The organism is Zemynaea arenosa (genome assembly GCF_004614185.1).
In the GTDB taxonomy this organism is placed as follows: Bacteria; Pseudomonadota; Gammaproteobacteria; order Burkholderiales; family Burkholderiaceae_D; genus Telluria; species Telluria arenosa.
Window position 1 is genome coordinate 1 of sequence record NZ_SPVF01000234.1, and the last position, 12,731, is coordinate 12,731.

The window sequence follows — 12,731 nt, forward strand, 5'->3', positions numbered from 1 at the left end:
GGTCACGCCTTCGCGCCGGGACCCGGCGCGCAAGCCGGCCGCACGGCCGTCCGAGCCATCAGCGATCGCCCCCTCGACGCCCGTGATCGCCGTGCAGCCCGACCATGCGGCGGCAGCGCCGGACTTCGCCGTACCCTCCCAGCAGGCAGCCCCGCCGAGCTTCGATGCGGAAGCCGCCAGGGCCGCCGCCCGCAGGATCGCCAGCGAGGACGTGCGCAGCGGTGCCGCTCCGACGGAGCAGATCTCCTCAGAAACGAAGCTGGCGCGTTCGATCGCCAAGGCCAAGCGCCCCGACTGCAAGGACGGCATCCCCGGCGGCCTGCTGGCGCCGCTCTACCTGCTGATGGAAAAGAAGGACCACGGCTGCAAGTGGTGACCTGCCGCTGCGCGCCCGCCGTGGGACCAATGGAAGGGTGACGCGGGAACTCCGCTGGCGTAACGCCCCCGAATCCATCGTTCCGGCAGCTTCATCGCCCGCGTCGGAGGGTTGGAGACAGATCGGTGAGCGAAAGTTCCGCGTTTAATCGCGCGCACTTTTGATCTGGAGCGCCCTCTCGTACAAGGAATTCTTCTTTTGTCCCGTGATTTGGGCGGCGAGCGCGGCGGCCTGCTTGACCGGCAGCTCGGCCAGCAGGATCTGCAGGACGCGCTCGGCCTCGGCTTCGGCGGCGTCGGTTGCTGCCGGGGCGCCTTCCACCAGGATCACGAATTCGCCACGCTCGCGGTGCGGGTCGGCCTTGACCCAGGCCAGCGCTCCGGACAAGGGGCCGCGGTGGATTTCCTCGAACATCTTGGTCAGCTCGCGCGCCAGCACGATTTGGCGTTCGCCGGGGAACACGGCGGCCAGCGCGGCCACGCAGTCGGCGATGCGGTGCGGGGCTTCGTAGAACACCAGGGTGGCGGACATGCGGCTGAGGTCCTGCAGCTCGGCCTCGCGCTGCTTGGGCTTGGCGGGCAGGAAGCCGACGAAGTGAAAGCGGTCGTTCACGAGGCCGCTGGCGGAGAGCGCGGTCACCACCGCGGAGGCGCCGGGCAGCGGTACCACATGCAGGCCAGCGTTGCGGACGGCGTCGACGATGCGGGCGCCGGGATCGGAGACGGCGGGCGTCCCGGCGTCCGACACCAGGGCGATACGCTCGCCTCGCTGCAGGCGCGCGACCAGCTGCTCGGCCACCTCGCGCTCGTTGTGCTGGTGCGCGGCGATCAGCGGCTTGCGGATGCCGAAGCGGTCCAGCAACGCGCCGGTCTTGCGGGTGTCCTCGCAGGCGACGGCGTCGGCCAGCGCCAGCAGGTGCAAGGCGCGCAGGGTGACGTCGGTGACGTTTCCGATCGGCGTGGCCACCACGTACAGCGTTGCAGTAGGATAGTTCTGGGTGGCAGGCTCGGCCATCACGGGGAAGTGGATGAGCGCGCTGGTCGGATCGGTCATGGGGGGTGGATGGGACGGCAATGGGTGAGTCGGATGCTGGCGCTGGCGGCGTGCGCGGCCATGCTACCCCACGCGTCCGGCCAGCCATGCGGCGAACCGGGGCGATTGTGCGCGCCCCCGGCGCCCGTGACAAGTGCCCCCCAGTCCGTCACGCCGCGGATCGCGCTGTTGCTGCCGCCGGGGTCGGACGCGCTGGCGGAGGCGGCCGATGCCGTCAAGTCGGGTTTCCTGGCCGCGCGCGAGCATGATCCGGCGCCCGCGCCGTACGATGTGCTCGACGAAGGCCACGACGCGGCCACCACCCGCGCCGCCGTCGCCACAGCCGCCGCCAGCCACGACATCCTGATCGGCCCCTTGTCCCGCTCCGCCATCGCCGCGCTGGCGTCCGCGCCAGCCACGCGGGAGGTTCGCGCCCTCCGCTCCACGTCCGATGGCCGCGCTACGGAAGCGTTGCCGGACCCCGGCCATGCACCGGTACCGGGCTCCGCGCCGCCAACGGCTGGCCGCCTGCACATCCTGCTCAACACGCCGCCCGCAGGCAGCCAGCGCCTGCCGCCGGGCACGATCCCCTTGGGTCTGGTGCTGGAGGACGAAGGCCGCCAGGCGGCGAACTGGGCCAGCTCGGACCAGCCCATCGGCAAAGCTCTGGTCGTCACCGGCACGGACCGGTGGCAAATTCGCCTGGCCGACACGTTTACGGCCGCGTGGCGCGCCCCCACCCGCAAGGCCCTGCGGCTGAAGCTCGACACCAGCTACAGCCTGATCTCCGACAGCACCCTGAACGAGCTGCCCGCGCTCCTGAAAGCCGAGCACATTACCCTGATCTTCGCCGCCCTCAACCGGGACCAGGCGCGCGACCTGCGCCGCGCGGTCGGCACGCAAATGCCGTTCTACGGCACCTCCAGCCTCAACCCCGGCCCCGATCCGTTCCTGCCCACGCCCGAGCTGAACGGCGCCCGCATCGTCGACGTCCCCTGGCAAACCACCCCGCCGACCGACCTGAAGCACAGCTACTACTCCGGCCAGACCGACCTCGACCGCCTGTATGCCCTGGGCGCCGACGCCTACCGCCTGGCCAAATTGCTCGCCACGCGCCCACCCGAGCCGGTCAACTACGACGGTCTCACCGGCCACCTCGTCATCTCACCCACGCAAGCCACCGTGGAACGAACCGAAGCACAAGCGGTCTACCACATGGGCACCTTCCAGCCCGCCACCGGAGCCAGCACATGTGGGACAGCCACCGCAGCCCCCTGCAGGAACACGGCCACGCCTGGGAACAACACGCCCTGAGCTATCTGCGCAAGCGCGGTCTGACCCTGATCGCCGAGAACTACCGCTGCAAAGGTGGCGAGCTCGACCTCATCATGCGCGACCAGGACACCGTGGTCTTCGTGGAAGTGCGCCAGCGCGCCGATGCGGACCATGGCGGCCCGCTGGCCAGCATCACCCCCGCCAAGGTGCGCCGCCTGCTGCGCGCGGCCCAAACCTGGCTGCTCACCCAGCGCCATGTCCCGCCATGCCGCTTCGACATCATCGCCATCGAAGGCGCGGACATCAGCTGGATCCGCAACGCCATCGAGGCACCCACGGAAAATTAGCCGCCCCTTAACCTGTAAGCATTTTTTACACTGCTTGAGCCTTCGCCATTGCCGCTGCACTATAATCGGCAGCTATGAATACCCAACGCATCCTGGCGCACTTCCAAGAGAGCGCCGAACTGAAGATCCAGTCCGCCAACGTCCTCGCCCAGCCGATTTCCCAAGCCGTTGAACTGATGTTCGCCGCCCTCGCGAACGGCAACAAGATCCTCGCCTGCGGCAATGGCGGCTCGGCCGCGGACTGCCAGCACTTCGCGGCGGAACTGGTCGGCCGCTTCGAGCGCGAGCGCAATCCGCTGCCCGCGCTGGCGCTGACCACCGACACCTCGATCATGACCGCGGTCGGCAACGACTACAGCTTCAACGACATCTTCGCCAAACAGGTGCAGGCCTTCGGCCAGCCGGGCGACGTGCTGCTGGCCATTTCGACCTCGGGCAATTCGGCCAACGTGCTGGCCGCCGCCGAAGCGGCACTCGAACGCGAAATGCGCGTGGTCGCATTCACCGGCAAGGACGGCGGCCAGCTCGGCAAGATGCTGACCGACGCCGACGTGCACATCAACGTCCCGCACAGCCGCACCGCCCGCATCCAGGAAGTGCACCTGTGCGCGATTCACTGCATCTGCGACGGCATCGACGTCGCGCTTTTCGGAGGAGACGAGGAATGACGCGATCGGTTCTCGCAAAAACCGTTCTGGGCCTGGCACTGGCGGCATCGCTGTCCGGCTGTTTCGAGATGGTGGTCGGCAGCGCCGTGGTCGGCGCCGTGGCCACCGCGGACCGCCGCACCTTCGGCGCCCAGACCGAGGACAAGGCGATCGCCGTCAAGGCCGACCTCAAGCTGCCCAAGCTCATCGGTGAAGATGGCCACGTCAACGCCAACAGCTACAACCGCAAGGTGCTGCTGACCGGCGAGGTGAAGGATGCCGCCATGAAGGCCGCCGTCGAGCGCGAAGTGCGCGCCATCGAGGGCGTGCAGAGCGTGGTCAACGAACTCGAGATCGCCGGTCCGTCCAGCTACACCTCGCGCTCGTCGGACGCGCTCATCACGAGCAAGGTGAAGGTGAGCCTGGTCGACATGAAGACCATCTCGGCCAACTCGTTCAAGGTGGTCACCGAGCGCGGCGTGGTCTACCTGATGGGCCGCGTGACCGAGCGCGAAGGCCAGATCGGCGCCGACGTGGCGCGTGGCGTGTCCGGGGTGCAGAAAGTGGTCAAGGTATTCGAGTACATGACCGAAGACGAACTGAAAGCCCTGCAGCCGGCGGCCGTGCAACCGCAGAACGGCTGACGGCGCAGGCCCGGGAGGCAAGCATGCAGAAGTCGGTGAAAAAAGCGGTGGCGATCGTCGCGGTTGCGGTGGCCGTCGGTGCGGGCAGCTGGGTCGCCATGTCCGGCGGCAAGCCGGCGCCGGACGTCACCTTCTATGGCATCAAGGGCGAGAAGATCACCGCACAGGACCTGCGTGGCAAGGTCGTGATGGTCAACTTCTGGGCCACCTCCTGCACCACCTGCGTGCACGAGATGCCGCAGATGGTCGAGACCTACAACAAGTACAAGGGCCAGGGCCTGGAATTCGTCGCCGTGGCGATGAGCTACGACCCGCCCAACTACGTGCTCAACTTCGCCGACACGCGCCAGCTGCCGTTCAAGGTGGCACTGGACATGGGCGGGGCCGCCGCCAAGGCCTACGGCAACGTGGCCCTGACGCCGACCACCTTCGTGATCGGCAAGGACGGCAAAATCCTCAAGCGCTACGTGGGCGAACCGCAGTTCGCCGAGCTGCACCAGCTGCTCGAAAAAGCGCTCAAGACCTGAGGCTCGCCTCTCAGAACCCGGCCTGGGCCGAAAGGTACAGGCCGCGCTGGTTCGTCGGGTTGAACACCGTGATGTCGCCCAGCACCGCGTAGGCCGCGGTCAGGGACAGGTTCTTGTTCGGGAACCAGGCGACGAACGCGTCGTAGGCATCCTTTTCGTTGTCCACGCCGAGATTGCGCGGCTTCATCCGGTACTCCACGCCTGCCACCCACTTGCGGTTGATGAGCCAGGCCAGCGAAGCTTCGAACTGCGGCTTCAGGCGGTTGCCTCGGTCGCCGCCGAAGCCGAGCAGGCCCATCTGGTTGGCCTTGGTGAAGCGCACCGTGCCGTTCCAGAGCAGGCTGTGGGCCAGATCGATCTTCGTTGCGGCCACGTAGAAGTCGATGCCGCCGTCATCGCGTGCACCGAGCTGGGTGACGCTGGTGACGCCCAGTGCCCCGAGGCCGCCGACGCCTTTGTTCTTCTTGACCAGCGCGCCGACGGCAATCTGCGGCAGCCCGCTGTCCTGCTCGTACACCGCGTCGCCCAGCACGCGCAGCTTGACGCCCGCGATGTCCTGCTTGATCTTCAGATGATCCAGCGGCGCGAGGCTGCCGCTGAATTCCTGTCGTGCAAACGAGAGCTCGACGCGGTCCGTAATCCCGACCGCGATTCCGTAGGTATGCAGTGCATAGTCCTGGGTGCGGACCGTGGTGGCGTGCGCGTTGGCGCCCCAGCTGGCACCGCTGCCGTAGCCGGTGATCAGCGCCCACGGCGTGAGGCCGCCGCCGCCCGCGCCTTCCAGCTGCGCCACGCCGCCGGTGGCCAGCAGCTTGCCCATGTCAGGCGCGTTCGGGCCCGCTGCGGCGTGCGCGCTGCCGCACAGCAGGGCGGCGCCGGCGAGGAGGGCGCGCCTCATGGCTGCACCACGTCGCGGTGCATCGGTGCCAGACGGGCCAGCAGGCGGTTCTGAACGGCAGGAGAGAGGCCGCTCTCGTCCATTGCATCCTGCAGGTCTTCCACCAGCGCGTTGAAGTGCGCATCGGTGATATGCAGGCCGTCATGAATGAGCTTCATGTCCTTGCCGCGGTAGGTGCAGGGGCCGTTCGCGACCACGCAGATTTGCTCCTTCAGGCGCAGCGAGAGGTTGTGCATGTCGATGCCATCGAAGCTGGCGCGGATGCGCGGGTCGGACTGCAGCTTGGGCAGCAGCGTGTCCACGATCTTGACGATGCCGGGCTTGCCGCCGAGCTGGTCGAACAGGGTGGGGTCGGCTGCGCGCGCGGCTTGGCTGGCAAGTGCGGCTGCGACAAGCAGCACGGATGAGATCAGTTTCATAACGGTTCCGGAGGGGCTCTGATGTTGCTAGCGAGAACCGTCCAATGTAGCAGAGGGAGGCCTACTTCGGATAGAGGATCATCTGCGTGCAGCGGAACAAAGCCACAGTCTTGCCGTTGGCCGCGTTGGTCACGATGACGTCCCACACTTGCGTGGTGCGGCCGCCGTGGATCAGCCGCGCGTGGGCCTCGATGGCGCCGTCGCGCGCGGTGCCGAGATGGTTGGACTTGAGCTCGATGGTGGTGAAGCTCTCGCCACCGTCCGGCAGGCTGGCCAGGCAGCCGTACCCGGCGGCGGTGTCGGCCAACGACACGACCGTGCCCGCATGCAGATACCCGTTCGGCGCCAGGTGATGCGGCTGCACCTCCAGCCGCGCCCGCACCTCGCCGTGGGCCACGCTGAGGATGGCGATGCCCAGATGCCCCGGCAGATACGGCGCGCCCACGGCAGTGAGCTGTTCCTGGGTCAGGTGGCTAAAGTCGGACATGCGTGAGCTCAAGGTTGGTTTGAACGCGTTCGATCATAAAGGAGTTTTTGCTTCGCCGGGATCGCGATGACAAAAGCCGACCATACTCCGCTGTTGCCTCCGGGATTGCACCAGCTAACGCGCGAAGAGCTTTTCGAGCTCGCCGTCCAACCTTGGTCAACAAATCCGCAGCGCGCTCAGTTATATCGGGGCTTGCTCAGGTGGAGCAGCGCGTTGCGCCTTACTGGGCTGCCGCCCCGTCGACTCTGGATCAACGGGTCATTTCTGACCATGAAACCGAAACCACGTGATATAGACTGTGCCTTATGGTGTGAACCGGATGACCGCGCATTGGACCTGCTACACCTTCTCGACCATGCCGTCACACGTCTACTTTACTCGTTGGACGTGTACGCCGAGATGCCGGAACCCGCCGGCGTTTTGCATCGAGAAGCGTACTGGAGAGGCCTGTTCGGATTCGCTCACGACGGGCACACCGCCAAAGGCTTCGTGGAGTTGACGATATGAACAACAACCGTTTGAAGTTCCTGCGCGAGCACGCCGCAACGCTGGAACGATTCGCCGTCGAAACCGCGTCCCGGTCCGACCGAGATCCAGGGAATCTTCTTTTGCGTGCAGTCGCCCACAACCAGCGCCAGTGCGCCGACGAGGCGGCTTCGGAACTTCGGCAGGCCTTGAAGGACAGCGTGAGCTAGACAGGCATCGCCGCCCTTCGGAGCATGTCCGTGAGCGGGGTCAGGACTTCCGGGCTGTCCCAGTAGATGTTGTGGGACCACGGGTTCCAGCTCTTGACCAGCCACTGCACGGGGCCACGGCCGGCGTTGATGGCGCGGTCCTGGACCAGGTCGCGGTAGCCATCCGACAGTGGCTGCAGGGGCCAGCCGAGGATGTCATCCGGATCGTAGATGTTGAGCCAGTCGAAGCGCTCGTTGGGACGTGCGATCGGGATGATGCGCATGTTCTGGTGCGCCGCCACGAAGATCGGGATATTGCAGCCCGTCGTGATCCACCCGGTGCAGGTGTCACCGCGCAGGAAGGCGATCTCTTCCGGCGTCAGCAGCGAGCGCCCCGCGATCGACCACGCATGGCGCTGGATGTCCTTCCAGATCCCCGCCACCACCGGCGTGCGCAGCGCCTTCTGCGCGTCGTAGATATAACTGGACATCACCTGGCAGCCCAGCGAATGGGTCAGCAGCACCAGCGGCACAGTCCCGCCGCAGCGCTCGCGCAAGCCCATCAGCGTGCGTGCGATGTCGAGCTGGGCCAGCTCGTACATGGAGCCGTCGTCTTCCTTGCGGGTTTCCAGCCCGGCGGCATCGCCGAAGCCGAACAGCACGAAGCGGCGCAGGTCGCCGTAGCGCACCGTCGCGCTGGCGCTGACCCGGTCCCACACCTGCGCCTCGTTATCCTGCAGCAGCTGCTGGTAGTAGACGCTGCCAAACGCCACATTGGCCTTATCCACGCCCAGCCGGTCCTGCACTGCGGCCCACAGGCCATCGGCATAGCCGGGGAGCGTCTCCCCCATGCCATGTACGGTTGCGAAAGCGACCGAAGCCATCCGTCCGGACTCCCCTATCGTCAATGTTATGCTGCACAACATTATCACTGACCAGCGCGTCCATGCCGCACATCCACCTGATCGAAGGTCCTGTCGGGGCCGGCAAGTCCACCTATGCCCGCGCGCTGAGCGAACAGGAACACGCGCCGAGGCTGATCCTGGACCAGTGGATGACGGCCCTGTTCGCGCCTGATCGTCCGTCCACTGACACGCTGGCCTGGTACATCGCACGCAAGGAGCGCTGCGTGCAGCAGATCTGGCGCGTGGCGCAGGATATCCTCGCGACGGGCAGCGGCGTCGTGCTGGAACTGGGCCTCATTCAGCGCCGCGACCGCGCGCGGCTGTACGGCTGGGTGGACCAGAGCGGTCATACGCTCACCGTCCATGTGCTCGACGCCGACCGTGAGGTGCGGCGCGAACGCGTCCGCCAGCGCAACCGCGACAAGGGCGACACCTTTGCGGTCGAGGTGCCCGATCATTTCTTCGAGATGGCCAGCGACACGTGGGAAGCGCCGGATGAGCACGAATGCAGGGAACGGGACGTGCGCTTTCTGCGCAGCGACGGCGCTTAGCACCGCGTGGCGGCCAGCGCTCCTACTCTTCCTCGGCGACGACTCTGTCCTGCTCCTGTTGCCTTGCACGGGAGCGGAACACGCCATAGGACACTTCGTCCAGCTCGCCCTCCATGCGCGCGACGGTCGTGGCCACCGCGAGGTTGGCACTGGCGCTGGCCACGGTGCGCGTCATGTCGAGCAGGCGGTCGAACGGCAGCACGAAACCGACCACCAGCGCCGTCCGGTCGACACCGGTGCCGACCGCGGCCAATACGGCCGCCAGCATGAACAGGGACGCCGAGGGCACCGGCGCGGTGCCGAAGGCGGCCAGCGTGGCGGTGAGCAGCACGATCAGGTAGCTGGCCGGCGGCAGGTCGACGCCCAGCGCCTGCAGGCTGAACATGCTGAGCAGGCCGACGTACATCGCCGTGCCATCCTTGCCGATCGCCGCGCCCAGCGGCAGCACGGTCATGAACACGGGTTTGCTGATCCCGAGCTTGTCCTGCGCCACGCGCATCGCCACCGGCAGGGTGGCTGAACTGGAGGCGGTGGAGAACGCGACCATCAGGGCATCCGGTATCGCGCGCAGGAAGGGCAGGATCCGGAGCCGGGCGACCAGCCGAATCAGCGCCGCGTGCACCAGCAGCACCTGCAGAGCCGAACCAATGACCACGCACAGCGCCAGCCAGCCGACATTGACGAACACCGCCGCGCCGTTGGCCGCGATGGAATTGGCGATCAGCGCGAACACGCCGAACGGGGTCGCCTCCATCACGATGGCGACGATGCGCAGCATGACCGCCGATGCCGATTGGAAGAAGGCGGCGAGCGGTCGGCCCGCCTCGCCCGCACTGATGGTGCCCACGCCGAGCAGGATGGCGACGAAGATAATCGCCAGCATGTCGCCCTTGGCCAGCGCGTCGACGATGTTGAGTGGGACGATGCCGATCAGCTGCTCGCCCACCGATTTGGCCGGGCCAAGCGCCTTGGGCACCGCCCCGCCCAGGTTGGCGCCCACCCCTGGCTGCAGGAGGGCGCCCGCGGCCATGCCGAGCGAGACGGCGATCACGGTCGTGCACAGGAACAGAAGAATGGTGCGCCCGCCCAGGGAACCCAGGCGCTTGGGGTCGCCCAGCGAGGTGACGCCGGCGGTGATGGTCACGAAGACAATCGGCGCCACCAGCATCTTGATCAGGCGGACGAAGATCTCGCCGAGGAAGGCCACCTGCGGCGCCAGCGCGGGCCAGAACAGGCCGACGGCCACGCCCAGCGCCAGGCCGCCGAGCACGCGCTTCCAGAGCGGAATCGCGAACCAGCCGCGCAGCCGGGTCTTGCGGGAGCTCGACACGGCGGCGGCTGGGGGTTGGTGCATCGGAGGCTGGGCTTAGCCGTTCACCACGCCCGCGTCATGCGCCTGCTGGTCCGCGTGGTACGAGGACCGCACCATCGCGCCGACGGCAGCATGCACAAAGCCCATCTTGTAAGCCTCTTCCTCGAACATCTTGAAGACGTCCGGGTGCACGTAGCGGCGCACCGGCAGGTGGGAGTTGGAGGGCGCGAGATACTGGCCGATGGTCAGCATGTCCACGTCATGCGCGCGCATGTCGCGCATCACCTGCAGGATCTCTTCGTCGGTCTCGCCCAGGCCGACCATGATGCCGGATTTGGTGACCGCACCCGGATACATCTTCTTGAAATCGCGCAGCAGCGCCAGCGAGTGCGCGTAGTCGGCGCCCGGGCGCGCTTCCTTGTACAGGCGCGGCACAGTTTCCAGGTTGTGGTTCATGACGTCCGGCAGGCCGGCTTCGAAGATCTTCAGGGCCTTTTCCAGGCGGCCGCGGAAGTCGGGCACCAGCACTTCGATCTTGGTGTTCGGCGACAGCTCGCGGGTGTGGGTGATGCAATCGACGAAATGCTGGGCGCCGCCGTCGCGCAGGTCGTCGCGGTCCACGGAGGTGATCACCACATACGACAGTCGCAGGTCGGCGATGGTCTTGGCCAGGTTGCCCGGCTCGTTCACGTCCAGCGGATCGGGGCGGCCGTGGCCCACGTCGCAGAACGGGCAGCGGCGGGTGCACTTGTCACCCATGATCATGAAGGTCGCGGTGCCCTTGCCGAAGCACTCGCCGATGTTCGGGCAGCTCGCTTCCTCGCACACCGTCACCAGGTTGTTCGCGCGCAGGATGTCCTTGATCTCGTAGAAGCGCGAGGACTGGGTGGCCGCGCGCACGCGGATCCACTCGGGCTTCTTGAGGCGCTCGACCTGCTCCACCGGCACGATCTTGATCGGAATGCGCGAGGTCTTGTCGGCGCCCTTCTGCTTGGCGGTCGGATCGTAGGTCGGGGCGATGACGTTGGTCTCGGTGCTCATGAAGTCAGCTCGGTTTCGGTTGAAGGTTGCGGCGCCAGCTGGCGCACCAGTTCGCGCGCCAGGGCTTGCTGGACATCGGCCAGCGGCACCTCGACGCCCATGGTGCGCATATCGACGGTTTCCAGGCCCGCGTAGCCGCACGGGTTAATCCAGGTGAACGGCGCCAGGTCCATCGCCACGTTCAGCGACACGCCGTGATAGGTGCAGCCATTGCCGCGCACCTTGAGGCCCAGCGCGGCGATCTTGGCGCCTTTTTTGGGACCGTCGGCGATGTAGATGCCGGGCGCGCCGGCGATGCGCTCGCCGGCCAGATTATACGCCGCCAGCACATCGATCACCGCTTGCTCTATCTTATGAACGAACGAACGCGCATACAGCTTGCCGCCGGGGCGGTTGCGGCGCAGGTCCATCAGCAGGTAGATCACCACCTGGCCGGGGCCGTGGTAAGTCACCTCGCCACCGCGGTCGGTCTGCACCACCGGGATGCCATGCGGGGCCAATACGTGCCCGGTGTCGGCCCCCAGGCCCAGCGTGTACACGGGCGGGTGCTCGACGATCCACAGTTCATCGGGCGTGTCGAGGCCGCGCGCGTCGGTGAACGCGCGCATGGCGGCAAAGCTGGGCTCGTAGTCGGCGCGGCCGAGGTCGCGGACGCGGGCCGGCGCGGGGCGGGTCTGCATGGTGGTCGGCGGTGGCAAAAGCCCCGTCATTATAAGCCAGCAGTCCCTCTGGCCGCTGGGGGCGGCCGCCGCGTTAGCAATTGATTATCTATTGGTCGTCAAATGACCATCTTCACCATCGGGTGCGAGGACAGGGCCTTGTACAGGTTGTCGAGCTGCTCGCGGCTGATGGCGGTGACGATCACGGTCAGGCCGGTGTAGTTCCCCTTCGACGAGGGCCGGATTTCCATGCGGCCGATGTGGAAGGTGGGGTCGTGCTCGAGCACCACGTCGACAATGGTGGCGGCGAAGTCTTCATGCGCCGCGCCCATGACCTTGATCGGGAAGTCGCTCGGGTATTCGATGAGGGTATCGGCGGGAGTACGCATGGGGACATCTCGTAAAAAGTCTGCAACGGTTGCCATTGTAGCCAATCCGGTGGCGGGCCGCGCCGCTCTGGGACCGGCGAGCGGCGGGCGGCGGGCAAAAAAATGGCCGGCGCTGGGGCCGGCCAAACTATTCGTTGAATAGCGGGACAACTGAGGAAATCACATCGCTGCTTAAATTCGATGCGATGGTGTGACTTTACTTCCGGGGAGCTTGGCGGGCTATCGGAATGGGATGAACTGCAGGTTTGGCGGGACAGGGCGCAGATCGGCGGGATGAACGTAGGCAGAGTGGCGCAGTATGCATGGGCGCTGGCGCGGTGACGCGGCAGTGGCAGAGTGCGCGCAGCGGCTCGCAGGGAGGGTGGCGTGACGCGCGCGTCAGCACTGGGTGGGAGCGCCCTGGGGGACATGGCCGCGCCGGGTACGAATGCCATGTCGGCTGTGCACGCCGCGCCGCACTGCGCGCAGCTTGAGTGCCCGAAGGCCTCGCCGCTGCGCGCGATGGGCGGTGCTGCGTTAGCGCTCTTCGCCGCGGCGCTGGCCGCGTT

The 12,731-nt window shown here is 66.8% G+C and carries 17 protein-coding genes and 1 pseudogene; 9 read left to right on the plus strand and 9 right to left on the minus strand.

Annotated elements, in window-relative coordinates; genetic code table 11:
* A pseudogene (locus E4L96_RS23865) lies at positions 1–376 on the plus strand (hypothetical protein); the annotation flags it as partial.
* A 144-nt stretch (positions 377–520) separates the two neighbouring features.
* Here E4L96_RS23865 and rsmI read toward each other — a convergent pair.
* The gene (gene rsmI, locus E4L96_RS18280) at positions 521–1,429 is read right to left on the minus strand and encodes a 16S rRNA (cytidine(1402)-2'-O)-methyltransferase (protein ID WP_135208646.1); all 909 of its coding nucleotides are present in this window, start codon (positions 1,427–1,429) and stop codon (positions 521–523) included.
* Between the two features lie 126 nt (positions 1,430–1,555).
* Between rsmI and E4L96_RS18285 the strand changes: the two genes are divergently transcribed.
* The 5 genes from E4L96_RS18285 to E4L96_RS18305 all read left to right on the plus strand — a co-directional run bounded on the left by E4L96_RS18285 (position 1,556) and on the right by E4L96_RS18305 (position 4,848).
* Positions 1,556–2,722: a penicillin-binding protein activator gene (locus tag E4L96_RS18285; RefSeq protein WP_167758737.1), complete on the plus strand. Its 1,167-nt coding sequence runs from the start codon at positions 1,556–1,558 to the stop codon at positions 2,720–2,722.
* Positions 2,659–3,030 (plus strand): YraN family protein, encoded by a 372-nt coding sequence (locus E4L96_RS18290; protein WP_135208648.1) that lies wholly within the window; start codon positions 2,659–2,661, stop codon positions 3,028–3,030. Before E4L96_RS18285 ends, E4L96_RS18290 begins: the two co-directional genes overlap by 64 nt.
* 74 nt (positions 3,031–3,104) lie before the next feature.
* Positions 3,105–3,698 (plus strand): phosphoheptose isomerase, encoded by a 594-nt coding sequence (locus tag E4L96_RS18295; protein WP_135208649.1) that lies wholly within the window; start codon positions 3,105–3,107, stop codon positions 3,696–3,698.
* Positions 3,695–4,321 carry a BON domain-containing protein gene (locus tag E4L96_RS18300; RefSeq protein ID WP_135208650.1) on the plus strand — a complete coding sequence of 209 codons (627 nt, stop codon included), beginning with the start codon at positions 3,695–3,697 and terminating at the stop codon, positions 4,319–4,321. Before E4L96_RS18295 ends, E4L96_RS18300 begins: the two co-directional genes overlap by 4 nt.
* 23 nt (positions 4,322–4,344) lie before the next feature.
* Complete coding sequence (locus E4L96_RS18305) at positions 4,345–4,848, plus strand: peroxiredoxin family protein (RefSeq protein WP_135208651.1); 504 nt, start codon at positions 4,345–4,347, stop codon at positions 4,846–4,848.
* 10 nt (positions 4,849–4,858) lie between these two features.
* Here E4L96_RS18305 and E4L96_RS18310 read toward each other — a convergent pair whose 3' ends face one another.
* From E4L96_RS18310 to E4L96_RS18320, 3 genes are all read right to left on the minus strand, one after another.
* A complete protein-coding gene (locus E4L96_RS18310) occupies positions 4,859–5,746 on the minus strand; it encodes a DUF3034 family protein (RefSeq protein WP_135208652.1) in 888 nt (295 codons plus the stop codon).
* Positions 5,743–6,165: a group I truncated hemoglobin gene (locus E4L96_RS18315; protein WP_135208653.1), complete on the minus strand. Its 423-nt coding sequence runs from the start codon at positions 6,163–6,165 to the stop codon at positions 5,743–5,745. The genes E4L96_RS18310 and E4L96_RS18315 overlap by 4 nt, the downstream gene beginning before the upstream one ends.
* A 61-nt stretch (positions 6,166–6,226) precedes the next feature.
* The gene (locus tag E4L96_RS18320; protein ID WP_135208654.1) at positions 6,227–6,652 is read right to left on the minus strand and encodes a PaaI family thioesterase; all 426 of its coding nucleotides are present in this window, start codon (positions 6,650–6,652) and stop codon (positions 6,227–6,229) included.
* Positions 6,653–6,718: 66 nt separating this feature from the next.
* On the opposite strand from E4L96_RS18320, the gene E4L96_RS24755 reads away from it, so the two are divergent.
* Together E4L96_RS24755 and E4L96_RS18325 are read left to right on the plus strand one after the other, a co-directional pair.
* Positions 6,719–7,159: a DUF6932 family protein gene (locus E4L96_RS24755; protein ID WP_441359656.1), complete on the plus strand. Its 441-nt coding sequence runs from the start codon at positions 6,719–6,721 to the stop codon at positions 7,157–7,159.
* Entirely contained in the window at positions 7,156–7,347 is a 192-nt protein-coding gene (locus E4L96_RS18325) for a hypothetical protein (protein ID WP_135208655.1), read from the plus strand. The genes E4L96_RS24755 and E4L96_RS18325 overlap by 4 nt, the downstream gene beginning before the upstream one ends.
* Here E4L96_RS18325 and E4L96_RS18330 read toward each other — a convergent pair.
* Positions 7,344–8,210: a hypothetical protein gene (locus tag E4L96_RS18330; RefSeq protein WP_135208656.1), complete on the minus strand. Its 867-nt coding sequence runs from the start codon at positions 8,208–8,210 to the stop codon at positions 7,344–7,346. The genes E4L96_RS18325 and E4L96_RS18330 overlap by 4 nt on opposite strands.
* 62 nt (positions 8,211–8,272) lie before the next feature.
* Here E4L96_RS18330 and E4L96_RS18335 point away from each other — a divergent pair, with 62 nt between their 5' ends.
* A complete protein-coding gene (locus tag E4L96_RS18335) occupies positions 8,273–8,782 on the plus strand; it encodes a P-loop nucleotide/nucleoside kinase family protein (RefSeq protein WP_135208657.1) in 510 nt (169 codons plus the stop codon).
* 22 nt (positions 8,783–8,804) lie between these two features.
* On the opposite strand, the gene E4L96_RS18340 is transcribed toward E4L96_RS18335, so the two are convergent.
* The 4 genes from E4L96_RS18340 to E4L96_RS18355 all read right to left on the minus strand — a co-directional run bounded on the left by E4L96_RS18340 (position 8,805) and on the right by E4L96_RS18355 (position 12,183).
* Positions 8,805–10,136, minus strand: a complete 1,332-nt coding sequence (locus tag E4L96_RS18340; RefSeq protein ID WP_135208658.1) for a dicarboxylate/amino acid:cation symporter — start codon at positions 10,134–10,136, stop codon at positions 8,805–8,807.
* A gap of 12 nt (positions 10,137–10,148) precedes the next feature.
* A complete protein-coding gene (lipA, locus tag E4L96_RS18345; protein ID WP_135208659.1) occupies positions 10,149–11,135 on the minus strand; it encodes a lipoyl synthase in 987 nt (328 codons plus the stop codon).
* Positions 11,132–11,815: a lipoyl(octanoyl) transferase LipB gene (lipB, locus tag E4L96_RS18350; protein ID WP_135208660.1), complete on the minus strand. Its 684-nt coding sequence runs from the start codon at positions 11,813–11,815 to the stop codon at positions 11,132–11,134. The genes lipA and lipB overlap by 4 nt, the downstream gene beginning before the upstream one ends.
* Before the next feature lie 98 nt (positions 11,816–11,913).
* Positions 11,914–12,183: an HP0495 family protein gene (locus tag E4L96_RS18355; RefSeq protein ID WP_181017626.1), complete on the minus strand. Its 270-nt coding sequence runs from the start codon at positions 12,181–12,183 to the stop codon at positions 11,914–11,916.
* Between the last annotated feature and the right edge of the window lie 548 nt (positions 12,184–12,731).